Raw genomic sequence first — 18,769 nt, forward strand, 5'->3', positions numbered from 1 at the left:
CCGCTGTTTGCTCAGCGGCTTTTTTTGCTTCAGGCAATATCATCGCTGGTACTGGCCAGGATGATTTCAACCTTACTGGATTTCAGGTGAGTTTGCAGAGCCGAGCCAGGCATCTCATCGGTGAAGAGTGCCGTGGCCTGCGCCACGTTGCCAATCTCTACCGCCGCGGATGCGGTAAATTTCGTATGATCGGCTGCGAGCAGAATGTGGCGAGCGTGGGCGATCATGGTTTTCACCACGCTGGCTTCATTGACGTCAAACTCCATCATCGCGCCGTCGTGCTCAATTGCCCCCACGCTGGTCACGAGATAATCCGCCCGAAAACCAGACACAAACGCCGTTGCCGCAGGCCCGATAATCCCGCCATTGTGCGGGCGCAGCGTGCCGCCAGGCACCATCACTTCAAAGCGCTGATTCTTATACAGAATATGCGCCACCCGCAGGCTGTTGGTGATAATGCGCAGGTGGTTATGGTTGAGCAGCGCCCGGGCAACGTGCTCTACGGTCGTGCCGATGGTGATGAAAATAGTCGAGCCATCGGGAATATAGTCCGCAATGGCTTCGGCAATCGCCCGCTTCTCTTCGGTAAGCGAGACTTCACGCTGCTCGAACGCCGTGTTCACCACGCTGGATGCCCTGCCCGCCCCGCCATGATGACGCGTGATCAGCCCCTGCTCGCTGAGCTTACGGATATCCCGGCGCACGGTTTGCGTGGAGACATCCAGCAGCTGCGCCAGTTCATCAATGTTCATATAGCCGCGATCGGCAATCAGCGTCAGCAGCTGATCGTGACGCGGGTTGCCGGTCAGTTCGGTAAGGCTCATGGGCTGTCCTCTGAAAACCATCACGCCCCGCATTTTATACAAAAAGTGACAAAAAAGAGCGGGTTTGATCACAGTCGGGTATACCCGCGCGTCCACCGGGCTTTGTGCATTTCAGCGCTGCGACGGCGCTGGCAAAACGCACGGCGTCTGCGGCGGGCAATTGCTGCCCCAGGCTGACCGCCAGCGCACCGTGGAACACGTCGCCCGCCCCGGTGGTATCCACCACGTTCACCTCAAAGCCGGGCTGATGACACAATGCGCCGTTTTCCAGCCAGAAGCACCCGTCTCGCCCCTGCGTAACATACACATGTCCATTTGTGAGCGTTTGTGCTTTTCTCAGGGCATTTTCTTTTTCGTCCCGCTGCGTAAGGCGCCGCAGCCCTGGCGCGGAGAAGGCCGCGTGATCGCTTAAAGCGATCAGCTCCGCGATGTTCTGCGGGGTGACATCCGCATCCAGCAACGTCGGAACGCCCTGCTGACGGGCCAGGGTAAATGCCTGTTTTGCCCCGTCATGCCAGCGCACATCGGCTAAGACAATATCCCACTGCGAGAAGTCGATTTCTTGCAGCCAGTCTGCCGCCGCAGGGAGATCGGGGCTGGGGTAGTTGGCAATAACGCGCTCTCCGCCTGCGTCCACCAGCACCGCCGATTGTGACGATCGGGCACCCTTAAACACGCGCGTGTAGCGGGTCTTCACCCCCAGGGATTCCAGCTCCGCGAGCAGCCGTCTGCCGGTATCGTCATCACCCACCCGGCCAATAAAATCCACTTCCGCGCCCAGTTTCGCCGCCGCCACTGCCGCCGTTGCCGCCGGGCCGCCGCCCACCTCCTTATAGTCCTTTGCGACATATTTCCCACCTTCTTTTGGTAAATCATCGAGATACCAGATGCGATCCAGCACGGTAATGCCGACACAAACGATGCGAGTCATGGTGATTCCTTCTGCGATTTCTGATGCCTTCATTTTAATTTCACCAAATGTTTAAAAAGTGACCCGTGTCAATTTTTTGACTATAAATTACAAATACGATCAAAAACAGACAACATAAACGCGCAAAAATTGACACGATGTGACAGGAGAAAGGCATGTCAGCAATCGCATTTATCGGTTTAGGGCAGATGGGCGCGCCAATGGCGAAGAATCTGTTGAAGCAAGGCCACCAGCTTAACGTCTTTGACGTGAACCCGCAGGCGGTTCAGGCGCTGGCAGAGAGCGGCGCTCGGGCGGCGGCAACGCCCGCGCAGGCAGCAACGGACACCGAATTCGTGATCACCATGCTGCCAAACGGCGACCTGGTACGCAGCGTCCTGTTCGGCGAGCACGGCGTGTGCGAAGGGTTATCCCGCGACGCACTGGTGATTGATATGTCCACCATTCACCCGCTGCAAACCGACGCGCTGATCCGCGACATGGCTGAGCGTGGCTTCAGCCTGATGGACGTGCCTGTCGGGCGCACCTCTGACCATGCCATCGCCGGCACGCTGCTCCTGCTGACAGGCGGCACGGCGCAGCAGGTTGAGCGCGCCACCCCGGTCTTAATGGCGATGGGCAATGAGCTGATTAACGCCGGCGGGCCAGGCATGGGCATCCGCGTGAAGCTTATCAATAACTACATGAGCATTGCCCTGAACGCCCTTTCCGCCGAGGCCGCCGTGCTGTGCGAAGCGCTTGGCCTCTCCTTTGACGTGGCGCTCAAGGTCATGAGCGGTACGCCTGCGGGTAAAGGCCACTTCACAACATCCTGGCCGAACAAGGTGCTGAAAGGGGATCTTTCTCCCGCCTTCATGATCGACCTTGCGCATAAAGATCTGGGGATCGCCCTCGACGTGGCCAACCAGCTCCACGTTCCGATGCCGCTGGGCGCGGCCTCCCGCGAAGTTTACAACCAGGCACGCGCCGCCGGGCGCGGGCGCGAAGACTGGACGGCCATTCTTGAACAGGTTCGCGCATCTGCCGGGCTGAAAAAAACACACTGATACGAAAGGACTGAGGAATGACGATGTACACCCTGAAAGATATCACCCGACCTTCCGGCGGTTTTGCGATGCTGGCCGTGGATCAGCGCGAAGCGATGCGCCTGATGTTTGCCGCCGCAGGCGCGCCGGTGCCGGTAACCGACCAGCACCTGACCGATTTTAAGGTCAACGCGGCAAAAATTCTGTCGCCGTACGCCTCGGCCATTCTCGTCGACCAGCAGTTCTGCTATCGCCAGATTGTCGAGCAGCAGGCCGTGGCCAAAAGCTGCGCGATGATTGTGGCCGCCGACGAATTTATTCCGGGGAACGGTATTCCGGTCGACAGCGTGGCGATCGACAAGAACGTCGACGCGCAGGCGGTCAAGCGCGATGGCGGCAAAGCGCTGAAGCTGCTGGTGCTGTGGCGCAGCGATGAAGATCCGCAGCAGCGCCTGGAGATGGTGAAAGCGTTCAATACGCTGTGCCACGACAACGGGCTGCTGAGCATTATCGAGCCGGTGGTGCGTCCGCCGCGTCGCGGAGCCGAATTTAACCGCGAACAGGCGATTATCGATGCGGCGAAAGAGCTGGGCGACAGCGGTGCCGACCTCTATAAGGTGGAGATGCCGCTGTTTGGTAAGGGCACGCAGCAGGAACTGCTGACGGCCTCGCAGAAGCTGAACGAGAACATCGCCATGCCGTGGGTGATCCTCTCCTCCGGCGTGGACGATAAGCTGTTCCCGCGCGCCGTGAGCGTGGCGATGCAGGCTGGGGCATCGGGCTTTTTAGCCGGTCGCGCCGTCTGGTCCTCTGTGATTGGCCTGCCGGACACCGAGCTGATGCTACGTGATATCTCCGTCCCCAAACTTCAGCGTCTGGGTGAGATCGTCGACGAAATGATGGCTCGCCGTTAAGAAAGGACCCGAACATGAAATGGTTTAACACCCTGAGCCATAACCGCTGGCTCGAGCAAGAGACCGACCGCATTCTCGATTTCGGTAAAAACGCCGCCGTACCGACCGGCTTTGGCTGGCTGGGCAATAACGGCCAGGTGCGCAGCGATATGGGCACGCATCTGTGGATCACCGCGCGTATGCTGCACGTTTACGCGGTGGCGGCGAACATGGGACGCCCCGGCGCATATGCGCTGGTTGAGCACGGCATTAATGCCCTGAACGGCCCGCTGCGCGACAAGCAGCACGGCGGCTGGTACGCCTGCGTAAACGATGAAGGCGTCATTGACGCCTCCAAGCAGGGCTATCAGCACTTCTTCGTCCTGCTGGGCGCGGCGAGCGCCGTCACTACTGGCCATCCGCAGGCGCGCAGGCTGCTGGACGATGCCATCGAGGTGATTGAGCGCTACTTCTGGAGCGAACAGGAGCAGATGTGCCTGGAGTCCTGGGATGAAGCCTTCAGCAAAACGGAAGACTATCGCGGCGGTAACGCCAACATGCACGCCGTGGAAGCCTTCCTCATCGTCTATGACGTGACCCACGATCGTAAGTGGCTCGACCGCGCCCTGCGCATCGCGTCGGTAATTATTCATGACGTGGCGCGCAAAGGGGAGTATCGCGTTAACGAGCATTTCGACACCAGCTGGAATCCGATCCGCGATTACAACATTGATAATCCCGCCCACCGCTTCCGCGCCTACGGCGGCACGCCGGGGCACTGGATTGAGTGGGGCCGCCTGATGCTGCACCTGCGCGCCGCGCTGGAAGCGCGCTTTGAAACCCCGCCAGATTGGCTGCTGGAAGATGCAAAAGGCCTGTTCCACGCCACCATCCGCGACGCCTGGGCACCCGACGGCGCCGACGGGTTTGTCTATTCCGTGGGCTGGGACGGCAAGCCAATCGTCCGCGAACGCGTGCGCTGGCCAATCGTCGAGGCGATGGGTACGGCCTATGCCCTCTATACCGTGACCGGCGAAGCGCAGTACGAAGCCTGGTATCAGAAGTGGTGGGATTACTGCATCAAGTACCTGATGGACTACGAAAACGGTTCGTGGTGGCAGGAGCTGGACACCAACAACGAAGTGACCACCAAAGTCTGGGACGGCAAGCAGGATATTTACCACCTGCTGCACTGCCTGGTGATCCCCCGCCTGCCGCTGGCCCCGGGCTTAGCCCCTGCCGTCGCCGCCGGATTACTGGATAGCCTGGCCAAATAATAAAGACGGAGTGTTTATGCGTACCCTACACAATATTGACCTGAAAAATAACGAAAGTGGCTTCACCCTGCGCTGGCAGGACCGTCTGATTTTATCCCACACCGCGGATGCCCCTTGCCTGTGGATTGGCGCAGGCGAGGCGGATATCGAGATGTTTCGCGGCAACTTCAGCATCAAAGACAAGCTCAACGAAAAGATTGCCCTGACGGACGCGACCGTCACGCAGCAAAGCGCGGGCTGGGCGATCCGCTTTACCCGCGGCGATGCCGTAAGCGCGACGCTGCTGGTGGGCGTGGATGCGGAAGGCCGTCTGGAGCTGAAGCTGAAAAATGACGCCGCCAGCCATAACCGCATCTGGCTGCGGCTGGCAGCTCAGCCGGAAGATCATATCTACGGCTGCGGCGAGCAGTTCTCGTACTTCGACCTGCGCGGCAAGCCGTTCCCGCTGTGGACCAGCGAGCAGGGCGTGGGCCGCAATAAGCAGACCTACGTCACCTGGCAGGCCGACTGCAAAGAGAACGCGGGCGGCGACTACTACTGGACCTTCTTCCCGCAGCCTACCTTCGTGAGCACCCAGAAGTACTACTGCCACGTGGATAACAGCTGCTACATGAACTTTGACTTCAGCGCCCCGGACTTCCACGAGCTGGCGTTCTGGGAAGATAACGCCACGCTGCGCTTCGAATGTGCGCAAACGTACGTCGATCTGCTGGAAAAACTGACCGGCCTGCTGGGGCGTCAGCCGGAGCTGCCGGACTGGGTGTACGACGGCGTGACGCTGGGCATTCAGGGCGGCACCGAGGTGTGCCAGCAGAAGCTCGACGCCATGCGCGAGGGCGGCGTGAAGGTCAACGGCATCTGGGCGCAGGACTGGTCCGGCATTCGCATGACCTCCTTTGGCAAACGCGTGATGTGGAACTGGAAGTGGAACAGCGCGCTCTATCCGCAGCTTGATGCGCGTATTGCGAAGTGGAAAGAGGAAGGGGTTCAGTTCCTCTCCTATATCAACCCGTACGTCGCCAGCGATAAAGATCTCTGCGAAGAGGCCGCGAAACGCGGCTATCTGACCAAAAACGCCAACGGCGAGGACTACCACGTCGAGTTCGGCGAGTTCTACGCGGGCGTTATCGACCTGACCAACCCGGCAGCCTACGACTGGTACAAAGAGGTCATTAAAAAGAACCTGATCGAACTGGGCTGCGGCGGCTGGATGGCCGATTTCGGGGAGTACCTGCCGACCGACACCTTCCTGCATAACGGCGTGAGCGCGGAGATCATGCATAACGCCTGGCCTGCCCTGTGGGCCAAATGTAACTACGAAGCGCTTCAGGAGACCGGCAAGCTCGGCGAGATCCTGTTCTTCATGCGCGCGGGCTATACCGGCAGCCAGAAGCACTCGGTGATGATGTGGGCGGGGGATCAGAACGTCGACTGGAGCCTGGACGACGGTCTGGCGTCCGTCATCCCTGCGGCGCTGTCGCTGGCGATGACCGGGCACGGCCTGCACCACAGCGACATCGGCGGCTATACGACCCTGTTCGAGATGAAGCGCAGCAAAGAGCTGCTGCTGCGCTGGTGCGACTTCAGCGCCTTTACGCCGATGATGCGTACCCATGAGGGCAACCGTCCAGGCGATAACTGGCAGTTCGACGGCGACGCGGAAACCATCGCGCACTTCGCGCGCATGACCACCGTCTTCACCACCCTGAAGCCGTACATCAAAGCCGCGGTCGCGCAGAACGCGAAAAGCGGCCTGCCGGTGATGCGCCCGCTGTTCCTGCACTATGAAGACGACGCGCGCGCCTACACGCTGAAATACCAGTACCTGTTTGGCCGCGATCTGCTGGTAGCGCCGGTTCATGAAGAGGGGCGCCGCAACTGGTCGCTCTATCTGCCGCAGGACAGCTGGGTGAATGCGTGGACCGGGGAAATCTGCCGGGGCGGTGACGTGACCGTAGATGCCCCGCTCGGCAAGCCGCCGGTCTTCTACCGCCAGCACAGCGAATGGGCAGATCTGTTTAGCACCTTACGTCATATCTGATAAGGCTCGCCCGCGGGGCAACCTGCGGGCAGACGGAGAACAATAATGAGTCAACATACTTCCGATCCGGCTACCCTACGCCTGCCGTTTAAAGAAAAACTCGCCTACGGGATGGGCGATCTCGGCTCAAACATCCTGCTGGATATCGGCACGCTTTATCTGCTGAAGTTTTACACAGACGTGCTGGGCCTGCCGGGCACCTACGGCGGAATTATCTTCCTGATTGCGAAGTTCTTTACCGCCTTCACCGATATGGGCACCGGGATCATGCTCGACTCCCGGCGCAAGATCGGCCCGAAAGGGAAATTCCGCCCGTTCGTGCTCTATGCGGCGTTCCCGGTGACCTTACTGGCGATTGCCAACTTCGTTGGCACGCCGTTTGAAATCACCGGTAAAACGGTGATGGCGACGGTGCTGTTCATGCTGTACGGCCTGTTCTTCAGCATGATGAACTGCTCCTACGGCGCGATGGTGCCCGCCATTACCAAAAACCCGGACGAGCGCGCCTCGCTGGCCGCCTGGCGTCAGGGCGGCGCTACGCTGGGCCTGCTGCTCTGTACCGTGGGTTTTGTTCCGGTGATGAACCTGATTGAAGGCAATGACCAGCTTGGCTATATCTTTGCCGCCACCCTCTTCTCGCTGTTCGGACTGTTTTTTATGTGGTGGTGCTACAAGGGGGTGACCGAGCGTTACGTCGAGGCGCAACCCGCCAACCCGGCGCAAAAACCGGGGCTGCTGCAGTCGTTTCGCGCCATCGCCGGGAACCGTCCGCTGTTTATCCTGTGCATCGCCAACCTGTGCACGCTGGGCGCCTTTAACGTCAAACTCGCCATTCAGGTCTACTACACGCAGTACGTGCTGAACGACCCGATCCTGCTGTCGTACATGGGCTTCTTCAGCATGGGCTGCATTTTTATCGGCGTCTTTATGATGCCCGGCGCGGTGCGGCGCTTCGGCAAGAAAAAGGTCTACATCAGCGGGCTGATGATTTGGGTGGCGGGCGATCTGCTCAACTACTTCTTCGGCGGCGGCTCGGTGAGCTTTGTGGCGTTCTCCTGCCTGGCCTTTTTCGGCTCCGCGTTCGTGAACAGCCTGAACTGGGCGCTGGTGTCCGATACCGTGGAGTACGGTGAGTGGCGCACCGGCGTGCGCTCCGAAGGAACGGTGTATACCGGTTTTACCTTCTTCCGGAAGGTCTCCCAGGCGCTGGCGGGCTTCTTCCCGGGGATCATGCTCACGCAGATCGGCTATGTGCCCAACGTGGTGCAATCCAGTGGCACGGTTGAAGGGCTGCGGCAGCTGATATTTATCTACCCGAGCCTGCTGGCGGTTATCACCATCGTGGCGATGGGCTGCTTCTACAACCTCAACGAGAAGATGTATGTGCGCATCGTCGAAGAGATCGAACTGCGCAAACGTACGGCATAATGACGTGATAGAGCGCCCTGCGGGGCGCTTTGAGGATCGACCATGACACATAATACTGATCCGTTAACCCTGAAATTGAGCCTGCGAGAGAAGTGCGCCTACGGGATGGGCGATTTTGGCTCGAACTTGATGCTGTGTATTGGCACGCTGTATCTGCTGAAGTTTTACACCGATGAACTGGGCATGCCGGCGTTCTACGGCGGCATTATTTTCCTCGTCGCGAAGTTTTTCACCGCCTTTACCGACATGCTGACCGGGGTGCTGCTCGACTCACGGCGTAACATCGGCGCGCGGGGGAAGTTCCGGCCGTTCATTCTTTATGCCTCCGTTCCGGTGGCGCTGGTGGCGACGGCGCAGTTTATGGCCAACGACTTTAGCCTGACGGTGAAAACGGCTCTCGCCACCGTGCTCTTCATGATGTTTGGCCTCTGCTATAGCCTGATGAACTGCGCCTACGGTGCGATGGTCCCGGCCATCACCAAAAACCCGAACGAGCGCGCGCAGCTGGCGGCGTGGCGTCAGGGCGGCGCAACGGTAGGACTGTTGCTCTGCACCGTCGGCTTTATGCCGATTCAGGCGCTGTTCGTCCACCAGCCCTCACTCGGCTATCTGGTGGCCGCGCTGGTGTTCGTTACCGGCGGCCTGTTCTGCATGTGGTGGTGCTACAGCGGGGTGAAAGAGCGCTACGTGGAGCTCACACCCGATCACCATAAGCCCGGCATTCTGAAATCATTCTGCGCGATTTTCCGCAATCCACCGCTGCTGGTGCTGTGCATCGCCAACCTGTGTACCCTCGCCGCCTTCAACATCAAGCTGGCGATTCAGGTCTATTACACCCAGTACGTGCTGAACGATCTGCATCTGCTGTCGTGGATGGGCTTTTTCAGCATGGGCTGCATTCTGATTGGCGTGTTTCTGGTGCCCGGCGCGGTAAAGCGCTTTGGCAAGAAACCGGTCTATCTGGGCGGGCTGGCGCTGTGGGCGGTGGGCGACGTGCTGAATTTCTTCTGGGGGACCAGTTCCCTGCTGTTCGTGCTGTTTTCCTGCATGGCCTTCTTCGGCACGGCGTTTGTGAACAGCCTGAACTGGGCGCTGGTGCCGGATACCGTTGATTACGGCGAGTGGAAAACCGGCATTCGCGCCGAAGGGTCGGTGTATACCGGCTATACCTTCTCGCGCAAAATCTCCGCCGCGCTCGCCGGTTTCCTGCCTGGCATTATGCTGACCCAGATTGGCTACGTTCCCCATGCCGTGCAGAGCGCGGGCACGCTGCTTGGGTTGCGTCAGCTGATTTTCCTCTGGCCGTGCGGCCTGGCGATTGTTGCTGCCGTGACCATGGGGCTGTTTTATAAACTCAACGAAGCGCGCTTCGCCTTTATTATCGAGGAGATTGGAAAACGGAAGAAACAAACCGCGAATACCCCTGAGATAACCACCAACAATAAAGCGTCAGCAGTCACTTTATAACAATAAATCCGGCCACTATGTCCTTCCTGTTTATCAGGAGGGAGGCCTTTCTGTACCTGATACATGGACAAATTATGAAAAGAATCATCACTGTACTGATCGTGTCGTCTGTGTCCTGCCCGGTATTTGCCGGGGCCTATGTCGAAACGCGTGAAGCCTACAATACGGCCTCAGAGATGCACGAGGTGATCCTGCGTGCGGGTTATAACTTCGATATGGGCGCGGGACTGATGTTCACCAACGCCTATAACGTGGGTAAATGGGATGAACTTAAGCACAGCTATAACGAAATCGAGGGGTGGTATCCGCTCTTTAAGCCAACCGATAAACTCACCTTCCAGCCCGGCGGGTTGATTAACGACAGCAGCGCCGGTTCGGGTGGCGCGGTTTATTTAGATACCAACTACAAATTTACAGACTGGTTTAATCTGACGTTCCGCTATCGCTATAACCATAACAACTACGATACGCCGGACTATAACGGGCAGATGGATAAGAACGACACGCACGAATTTGCCAACTACTGGAATTTCAAAGTAACGGATGCATTTTTCTACACCTTTGAACCGCACTTTTTCCAGCGGGTGAATGACTACCACAGCAAAAATGGCAAAGACCATCACTGGGAAATTACCAATAAATTCAGTTACAGGATCGACAGAAACTGGCTGCCGTACCTCGAACTGCAGTGGCTGGACCGATGGAATGATTACAACCGGGAGCAGTACCGGATCCGTTTAGGGCTACGGTATTCGTTCTAATAAAAAAAGCCGCCGATCGCTCAGCGGCTTTTTCGTTGCCGGGTGGCGCATGCGCATACCCGGCCTACGGCATAACCGAATTACTCTTCTTTCGCACCGCGCATAGCACGTTTACGATCGTTCTCGGTCAGGTGACGTTTACGGATACGGATAGACAGCGGAGTCACTTCTACCAGTTCGTCGTCATCGATGAATTCCAGAGCCTGCTCCAGAGTCATCTTGATCGGTGGAACCAGAACCGTTGCTTCGTCAGTACCGGACGCACGCATGTTGGTCAGTTTCTTACCGGTCAGGCAGTTTACGGTCAGGTCGTTAGAACGGCTGTGAATACCGATGATCTGGCCTTCGTAAACTTCAGCACCGTGACCCAGGAACAGCTTACCGCGATCCTGCAGACCGAACAGCGCAAACGCAACCGCTTTACCCTGACCGTTGGAGATCAGCACGCCGTTGTTACGCTGGCCCACTTCGCCCGGACGCACGTCGTCGTAGTGGCTGAAGGTGGAGTACAGCAGACCGGTACCAGAGGTCATGGTCATGAACTCAGAACGGAAGCCGATCAGGCCACGGCTTGGGATCACGTAGTCGAGACGTACGCGGCCTTTGCCATCTGGATTCATGTTTTTCAGGTCGCCTTTACGCTCGCCCAGCGCCTGCATCACAGAACCCTGGTGCTGCTCTTCAACGTCCAGCGTCACGTTTTCGAACGGCTCTTGTTTACGGCCGTCGATTTCGCGGAAGATAACTTTCGGACGGGAAACCGCCATCTCGAAACCTTCACGACGCATGTTTTCGATCAGAACAGACAGGTGCAGCTCACCACGACCGGATACGCGGAAGGCATCAGCGTCTTCGGTTTCTTCAACGCGCAGCGCAACGTTGTGCACCAGCTCTTTGTTCAGGCGGTCAAGGATCTGACGAGAGGTCACGAACTTACCTTCTTTACCACAGAACGGAGAGGTGTTGACGTTGAAGAACATGGTAACGGTTGGTTCATCAACAGACAGGGCTGGCAGCGCTTCCACGTTCTGCGGGTCGCAGATGGTGTCAGAGATGTTCAGCTCGCCCAGACCGGTGATCGCGATGATGTCGCCCGCTTCAGCCAGATCGCTGTCGATACGCTCCAGACCCAGGTGAGTCAGCACTTTGCCAACTTTACCGTTGCGGGTTTTGCCTTCGCTATCGATGATAGTAACCTGCTGGTTTGGCTTCACTTTACCGCGTTTGATACGACCGATACCGATGACGCCAACGTAGTTGTTGTAGTCCAGCTGGGAGATCTGCATCTGCAGTGGACCATCCAGATCAACATCCGGTGCCGGTACGTGATCGACAATCGCCTGATACAGCGGGGTCATGTCTTCCGCCATATCTTCGTGGTCCAGACCCGCGATACCATTCAGCGCCGAAGCGTAAATGATAGGGAAGTCCAGCTGTTCGTCGGTCGCGTCGAGGTTAACGAACAGGTCGAATACCTGATCAACAACCCAGTCAGGACGTGCGCCAGGACGGTCAACCTTGTTGATAACAACAATTGGTTTCAGGCCATGGGCAAATGCTTTTTTGGTCACGAAGCGCGTTTGCGGCATTGGGCCGTCAAATGCGTCAACCACCAGCAGCACGGAATCCACCATGGACATCACGCGCTCAACTTCACCACCGAAGTCGGCGTGCCCTGGGGTATCAACGATGTTGATACGGTAGTCATTCCATTTAATAGCGGTGTTTTTCGCGAGGATAGTAATCCCACGCTCTTTCTCCAAATCGTTGGAGTCCATCACACGCTCTTGAGTTTCGGCACGTGCATCAAACGTACCGGATTGCTGCAGCAGCTTATCAACCAGGGTAGTTTTACCATGGTCAACGTGCGCGATGATGGCGATGTTACGCAAATTTTCGATCACAACTTTGCCTCAGGCATTAGAAATAGCGCGTTATTGTACACGGATTAATCGCACTACAAAACAGGATCACAAACATCCTCCGCAAACAAGTATCGCAGAGATGCTTTGTGATCGCTTTCACGGAGCGAAAAAGGGCACTTTAACGAAAATTGCACCAATATGGTGCTCGGTGTTCACACTGAAGCACTATACTGGTGCAACATTACCATTGTGGTGCAGCCCTTTTGCACTATGGTGCGCATGATAACGCCTTTTTGGGGTGTTTTAAAAGTTGGCACAGATTTCGCTTTATAAAAATTACATGGCAACAGCCAGTACAAACAGAAACTGAAGACCTCGTTACCACGACGACAATGACCAATCTGGAGAGTTAAGTATGTCCGCTGAACACGTTTTGACGATGCTGAACGAACATGAAGTGAAGTTTGTTGATCTCCGCTTCACCGACACCAAAGGTAAAGAACAGCACGTCACAATCCCTGCTCATCAGGTGAACGCCGAATTCTTTGAAGAAGGCAAAATGTTTGACGGCTCCTCCATTGGTGGCTGGAAAGGCATTAACGAATCCGACATGGTTCTGATGCCAGATGCAACCACTGCGGTCATTGATCCGTTCTTCGAAGAACCTACCCTGATCATCCGTTGCGACATCCTCGAGCCAGGCACGCTGCAGGGCTACGACCGCGACCCACGTTCTATCGCGAAACGCGCTGAAGAGTACCTGCGTTCTACCGGCATCGCGGACACCGTTCTGTTCGGGCCAGAGCCAGAGTTCTTCCTGTTCGATGACATCCGTTTTGGTGCCTCTATCTCTGGCTCCCACGTGGCTATCGACGACATCGAAGGCGCATGGAACTCCTCCACCAAATACGAAGGCGGTAACAAAGGTCACCGTCCAGGCGTGAAAGGCGGTTACTTCCCGGTTCCTCCGGTCGACTCTGCACAGGACATTCGTTCCACCATGTGTCTGGTGATGGAAGAGATGGGCCTGGTTGTTGAAGCTCACCACCACGAAGTGGCGACTGCGGGTCAGAACGAAGTGGCTACCCGCTTCAACACCATGACCAAAAAAGCGGACGAAATTCAGATCTACAAATACGTTGTGCACAACGTTGCGCACCGTTTCGGTAAAACTGCGACCTTCATGCCAAAACCAATGTTTGGCGACAACGGTTCCGGTATGCACTGCCACATGTCTCTGTCCAAGAACGGTACCAACCTGTTCTCTGGTGACAAATATGCCGGTCTGTCCGAGCAGGCGCTGTACTACATTGGCGGCGTAATCAAACACGCTAAAGCGATCAACGCCCTGGCGAACCCAACCACCAACTCCTATAAGCGTCTGGTCCCGGGCTACGAAGCGCCAGTGATGCTGGCCTACTCTGCGCGTAACCGTTCTGCTTCTATCCGTATCCCGGTGGTGGCGTCTCCTAAAGCGCGTCGTATCGAAGTTCGCTTCCCGGATCCAGCGGCTAACCCATACCTGTGCTTCGCAGCACTGCTGATGGCCGGTCTGGACGGTATCAAGAACAAGATCCACCCAGGCGAAGCGATGGACAAAAACCTGTACGACCTGCCGCCAGAAGAAGCGAAAGAGATCCCTCAGGTTGCTGGCTCTCTGGAAGAAGCCCTGCAGGCGCTGGACGCAGACCGTGAGTTCCTGACCGCAGGTGGCGTATTCACTGACGACGCTATCGATGCTTACATCGCCCTGCGTACTGAAGAGAACGACCGCGTGCGTATGACGCCGCATCCGGTTGAGTTCGAACTGTACTACAGCGTTTAATTAAGTTGTTTTACCCGGCGTGACAAGCGCCGGGAGTAGTTGCCGTGGAAACTTTTAGCCCATCTCCGGATGGGCTTTTTTCTCCACCAACAACCTGATCTCACGCGCTTTTGACGCCGAAAACGCTATACTGCACTAAATTAGTGCAAACGACTCCAGGAGACTGCTGAATGGCAACTGGCACGCTGCCCGATGCTGGGCAGATCCTCAATTCTTTGATTAACAGCATTTTGCTGGTGGATGACGAGCTGGCCGTTCATTACGCCAACCCGGCGGCACAGCAGCTGCTCGCCCAAAGCGCACGCAAACTGTTCGGCACCCCGCTTCCGGAACTTCTGAGCTATTTTTCGCTGAATATTGGCCTGATGCAGGAAAGTTTACAGGCGGGCCAGGGTTTCACCGATAACGAAGTGACGCTGGTGATCGACGGGCGCTCGCACATTCTGTCGCTGACCGCGCAACGTCTTCCCGAAGGCTTGATCCTGCTGGAAATGGCGCCGATGGATAATCAGCGTCGCCTGAGCCAGGAGCAGCTTCAGCATGCGCAGCAAATTGCCGCCCGAGACCTGGTGCGCGGCCTGGCGCATGAAATCAAAAACCCGTTGGGTGGGTTACGCGGCGCGGCGCAGCTTCTGACCAAGGCGCTGCCCGACCCTGCGCTGGCGGAGTATACCAACGTCATCATCGAGCAGGCGGACCGCCTGCGGAATCTGGTTGACCGTCTTCTCGGGCCACAGCAGCCGGGAATGCACGTCACAGAAAGCATCCATAAAGTGGCCGAGCGGGTGGTGAAGCTCGTCTCGATGGAGCTGCCAGAGAACGTCACGCTGGTGCGTGATTACGACCCAAGCCTGCCGGAACTGGCCCATGACCCGGATCAGATTGAGCAGGTCCTGTTGAACATTGTGCGCAATGCCCTGCAGGCGCTGGGACCGGAAGGGGGCGAGATTATTTTACGCACCCGTACCGCCTTCCAGCTCACGTTACACGGCGTGCGCTATCGGCTTGCGGCCCGTATCGACGTCGAGGATAACGGCCCCGGTATTCCATCGCATCTTCAGGACACTCTGTTCTACCCGATGGTCAGCGGCCGCGAAGGCGGAACCGGCCTGGGCTTATCCATTGCCCGCAGTTTGATCGACCAACACTCTGGAAAAATTGAATTTACCAGTTGGCCGGGACATACCGAGTTTTCGGTTTTCCTGCCGATTAAAAAATAAAGGTGACGTTTATGCAACGAGGGATAGTCTGGGTAGTCGATGACGATAGCTCCATCCGTTGGGTGCTTGAACGCGCGCTCACAGGGGCAGGATTAAGCTGCACGACGTTTGAGAGCGGCAGCGAAGTGCTCGACGCACTCACCACTAAAACGCCCGATGTTCTGCTGTCGGATATCCGTATGCCGGGCATGGACGGGCTGGCGCTGTTAAAGCAGATCAAACAACGCCACCCTATGCTTCCGGTCATCATAATGACGGCTCATTCCGATCTGGATGCCGCGGTGAGCGCTTACCAGCAAGGGGCATTCGATTATCTGCCCAAACCGTTTGATATCGACGAAGCGGTGGCGCTGGTTGAGCGCGCGATTAGCCATTACCAGGAGCAGCAGCAGCCGCGCCACGCGCCCGATTTTGGGCCAACCACCGACATCATCGGCGAAGCGCCGGCGATGCAGGACGTGTTTCGCATTATTGGCCGTCTGTCCCGCTCGTCCATCAGCGTCTTGATCAACGGCGAATCGGGGACCGGTAAAGAGCTTGTGGCCCATGCCCTGCATCGCCACAGCCCGCGGGCAAAAGCGCCGTTTATCGCCCTGAATATGGCGGCGATCCCGAAGGACTTGATTGAATCCGAACTGTTCGGGCACGAAAAAGGGGCGTTTACCGGCGCAAATACCATTCGCCAGGGGCGCTTCGAACAGGCTGACGGCGGCACGCTGTTCCTGGATGAGATCGGCGATATGCCGCTGGACGTTCAGACCCGTCTGCTGCGCGTGCTGGCCGACGGGCAGTTTTATCGCGTGGGCGGTTATGCGCCGGTGAAGGTGGACGTGCGTATTATCGCCGCGACCCACCAGAACCTGGAGCAGCGCGTGCAGGAAGGCAAATTCCGGGAGGATTTATTCCATCGTCTGAACGTCATTCGCGTTCATCTGCCGCCGCTGCGTGAACGCCGGGAAGATATTCCCCGCCTGGCGCGTCATTTCCTGCAGGTGGCCGCCCGCGAGCTGGGCGTAGAAGCCAAGCAGCTTCACCCGGAAACCGATGCTGCCCTCACCCGCCTCGCGTGGCCGGGCAACGTGCGTCAGCTGGAAAATACCTGCCGCTGGTTAACCGTGATGGCTGCCGGTCAGGAAGTGCTGATTCAGGATTTACCGGCCGAGCTGTTTGAGGCGACCGCGCCGGAAAGCAGTAGCGGACACGCGCTGCCGGACAGCTGGGCGACGCTGCTGGCGCAGTGGGCCGACCGCGCGCTGCGTTCCGGTCATCAAAACCTGCTGTCTGAGGCTCAGCCTGAGATGGAGCGTACGCTGTTGACCACCGCGCTTCGTCATACCCAGGGTCATAAGCAGGAAGCCGCTCGCCTGTTAGGATGGGGACGCAATACCCTGACGCGCAAGCTGAAAGAGCTGGGAATGGAGTAATATCCGCGCTTGTGTAAAGGTTATTAATTGAGCGCAAATTGCCGTTATTTTGCGCTTTACTGTTCCGATGAGTTTTGTATGATCGTGCCCGGAAATTGGGGGTGAACATCATGCTGGAAACATTCGTGAATATGCTCTCTAGCGGAGCCGCTGAAAGCCACACGCCACAAACCGCCGTTGCGGCGGTGCTGTGCGCGGCGCTGGTTGGGCTGTTTAGCTAGCGAGTTGGCGATGAAAAGCCGGGTGGCGCTTCGCTTACCCGGCCTACATTTCGCACTTTTGTAGGCCGGGTAAGGCGAAGCCGCCACCCGGCATTGCAGTTTAAATCACCCGCGAGAACTGCTGCATACGCGCTTTCTGACGCAGGTATGCGTCAAAGCACATGCAGATATTGCGGATCAACAGACGTCCTTTCGGCGTGACCTCAATCGCGCTCTCCGACACGTCCACCAGCCCGTCTTTCGCCAGCGGCGCCAGCAGCTTCAGGTCTTCCGCGAAATAATCGCTGAAGTTCAGCGCCCACTGCGCTTCCACGTCCCTGAAATCGAGACGGAAGTTGCAGATAAGCGCCTTAATCACATCGCGACGGATGCAGTCGTCACGGGTTAATGCGATGCCGCGCCACAGCGCGTTGCCGGTTTCATCTACCTGCTGGTAGTAGAGCTTCAGCTCTTTCTGGTTCTGCGCGTAGCAGTCACCAATCATGCTGATGGCAGAGACGCCCATGCCGAGCAGATCGGTATCGCCCTGGGTGGTGTAACCCTGGAAGTTGCGGTGCAGTACCCCTTCGCGCTGGGCAATGGCCAGCTCGTCGTCCGGACGGGCAAAGTGATCCATGCCGATAAACTGATAGCCGCTCTCGGTCAGCGAGGTGATGGTTTCCTGCAGGATATCCAGCTTCTGCTGGGCAGAAGGCAGATCCGCATCTTTGATTTTGCGCTGAGCGGCGAATAGCGTCGGCAGGTGCGCGTAGTTAAAGACGCTGAGGCGGTCCGGGCTGAGTTCAGCCACGCGCTTCAGCGTAAAGGCGAAGCTTTCCGGCGTCTGCTTTGGCAGGCCGTAAATCAGGTCAATATTGGTCGACGTGAAACCGATGTCACGCGCATGGTTGAGTAAGGCAAAGATAAAGTCTTCGTCCTGCTCGCGGTTCACCAGGCGCTGAACCTCTTTATTGAAGTCCTGCACGCCCATGCTCAGGCGGTTGAAGCCTTCTGCGCGTAAGTGATCCAGCACATCCAGCTCAATTTCGCGCGGATCGACTTCGATCGAGATTTCAGCATCGTCGTTAAAACTGAAATTGCCGCGCAGCAGGGTCATCAGGCGGCTTATCTGCGCTTTGTTCAGATAGGTTGGCGTACCGCCGCCCCAGTGAAGCTGGCTGACGTGACGGCCTTTAAACAGCGGCGCGCGATGCACAATTTCCTGTTCGAGCGCGTCAAGATACTGGTCAGCTTTATGCTGCTGGCGGGTCACGATTTTATTGCAGCCGCAGAAGTAGCAAAGCTTGTGGCAGAACGGAATATGGACGTAGAGCGACAGCGGACGCTCAGGATAGCGCGCGACAGCCTGCTGAAAATCCTCCTCGCCGAAGGCATCGGAGAACTCCAGCGCGGTGGGGTATGACGTATAACGCGGCCCGGAATAATTATATTTCTGGATTAGGGCCAAATCCCAGTCGATAGTTGGTGCTGACATGCTCACTCCTTCCGTTGGTGTCGCGTTCGTATACGGCGGCCCGTTCTGACCCCATTGCGGGCCATCATTCGGGTGCGCAGCCACTTCTGTCGC

15 protein-coding genes are annotated in these 18,769 nt (G+C 57.4%); 11 read left to right on the forward strand and 4 right to left on the reverse strand.

What is annotated here, in order from left to right:
• Window positions 1–29 precede the first annotated feature (29 nt).
• Together BFV67_RS21855 and BFV67_RS21860 are read right to left on the reverse strand one after the other, a co-directional pair.
• The gene (locus tag BFV67_RS21855) at window positions 30–824 is read right to left on the reverse strand and encodes a DeoR/GlpR family DNA-binding transcription regulator (RefSeq protein ID WP_069598902.1); all 795 of its coding nucleotides are present in this window, start codon (window positions 822–824) and stop codon (window positions 30–32) included.
• Between the two features lie 34 nt (window positions 825–858).
• Window positions 859–1,755: a sugar kinase gene (locus tag BFV67_RS21860; RefSeq protein WP_069598903.1), complete on the reverse strand. Its 897-nt coding sequence runs from the start codon at window positions 1,753–1,755 to the stop codon at window positions 859–861.
• Window positions 1,756–1,910: 155 nt separating this feature from the next.
• On the opposite strand from BFV67_RS21860, the gene yihU reads away from it, so the two are divergent.
• The 7 genes from yihU to ompL all read left to right on the forward strand — a co-directional run bounded on the left by yihU (window position 1,911) and on the right by ompL (window position 10,647).
• Window positions 1,911–2,801, forward strand: coding sequence for a sulfolactaldehyde 3-reductase (gene yihU, locus BFV67_RS21865; RefSeq protein ID WP_069598904.1), 891 nt, complete (start codon window positions 1,911–1,913; stop codon window positions 2,799–2,801).
• A gap of 17 nt (window positions 2,802–2,818) precedes the next feature.
• A complete protein-coding gene (gene yihT / locus BFV67_RS21870) occupies window positions 2,819–3,694 on the forward strand; it encodes a sulfofructosephosphate aldolase (RefSeq protein WP_069598905.1) in 876 nt (291 codons plus the stop codon).
• Window positions 3,695–3,708: 14 nt separating this feature from the next.
• Entirely contained in the window at window positions 3,709–4,950 is a 1,242-nt protein-coding gene (gene yihS / locus BFV67_RS21875) for a sulfoquinovose isomerase (RefSeq protein ID WP_069598906.1), read from the forward strand.
• 16 nt (window positions 4,951–4,966) lie between these two features.
• Window positions 4,967–6,991 (forward strand): alpha-glucosidase, encoded by a 2,025-nt coding sequence (locus BFV67_RS21880; RefSeq protein ID WP_069598907.1) that lies wholly within the window; start codon window positions 4,967–4,969, stop codon window positions 6,989–6,991.
• Window positions 6,992–7,036: 45 nt separating this feature from the next.
• A complete protein-coding gene (locus BFV67_RS21885) occupies window positions 7,037–8,419 on the forward strand; it encodes an MFS transporter (RefSeq protein WP_025912315.1) in 1,383 nt (460 codons plus the stop codon).
• A 42-nt stretch (window positions 8,420–8,461) separates the two neighbouring features.
• Window positions 8,462–9,886, forward strand: a complete 1,425-nt coding sequence (locus tag BFV67_RS21890; RefSeq protein WP_008501852.1) for an MFS transporter — start codon at window positions 8,462–8,464, stop codon at window positions 9,884–9,886.
• 74 nt (window positions 9,887–9,960) lie between these two features.
• Window positions 9,961–10,647 carry a porin OmpL gene (gene ompL / locus BFV67_RS21895; RefSeq protein WP_032635449.1) on the forward strand — a complete coding sequence of 229 codons (687 nt, stop codon included), beginning with the start codon at window positions 9,961–9,963 and terminating at the stop codon, window positions 10,645–10,647.
• An 80-nt stretch (window positions 10,648–10,727) separates the two neighbouring features.
• On the opposite strand, the gene typA is transcribed toward ompL, so the two are convergent.
• Window positions 10,728–12,551: a ribosome-dependent GTPase TypA gene (typA, locus tag BFV67_RS21900; protein ID WP_008501854.1), complete on the reverse strand. Its 1,824-nt coding sequence runs from the start codon at window positions 12,549–12,551 to the stop codon at window positions 10,728–10,730.
• Between the two features lie 376 nt (window positions 12,552–12,927).
• Between typA and glnA the strand changes: the two genes are divergently transcribed.
• The 4 genes from glnA (at window position 12,928) to BFV67_RS24310 (ending at window position 17,202) form a co-directional block, all read left to right on the forward strand.
• Window positions 12,928–14,337, forward strand: coding sequence for a glutamate--ammonia ligase (glnA, locus tag BFV67_RS21905; protein WP_008501856.1), 1,410 nt, complete (start codon window positions 12,928–12,930; stop codon window positions 14,335–14,337).
• A gap of 170 nt (window positions 14,338–14,507) precedes the next feature.
• A complete protein-coding gene (gene glnL, locus BFV67_RS21910; RefSeq protein ID WP_008501857.1) occupies window positions 14,508–15,557 on the forward strand; it encodes a nitrogen regulation protein NR(II) in 1,050 nt (349 codons plus the stop codon).
• A gap of 11 nt (window positions 15,558–15,568) precedes the next feature.
• Complete coding sequence (glnG, locus tag BFV67_RS21915; protein ID WP_008501858.1) at window positions 15,569–16,981, forward strand: nitrogen regulation protein NR(I); 1,413 nt, start codon at window positions 15,569–15,571, stop codon at window positions 16,979–16,981.
• 110 nt (window positions 16,982–17,091) lie between these two features.
• Window positions 17,092–17,202: a YshB family small membrane protein gene (locus tag BFV67_RS24310; protein WP_032622955.1), complete on the forward strand. Its 111-nt coding sequence runs from the start codon at window positions 17,092–17,094 to the stop codon at window positions 17,200–17,202.
• Window positions 17,203–17,302: 100 nt separating this feature from the next.
• On the opposite strand, the gene hemN is transcribed toward BFV67_RS24310, so the two are convergent.
• Entirely contained in the window at window positions 17,303–18,676 is a 1,374-nt protein-coding gene (gene hemN / locus BFV67_RS21925) for an oxygen-independent coproporphyrinogen III oxidase (protein WP_069598908.1), read from the reverse strand.
• Window positions 18,677–18,769: the final 93 nt, after the last annotated feature.

It is taken from the genome of Enterobacter roggenkampii, assembly GCF_001729805.1.
Classification (GTDB): Bacteria; Pseudomonadota; Gammaproteobacteria; order Enterobacterales; family Enterobacteriaceae; genus Enterobacter; species Enterobacter roggenkampii.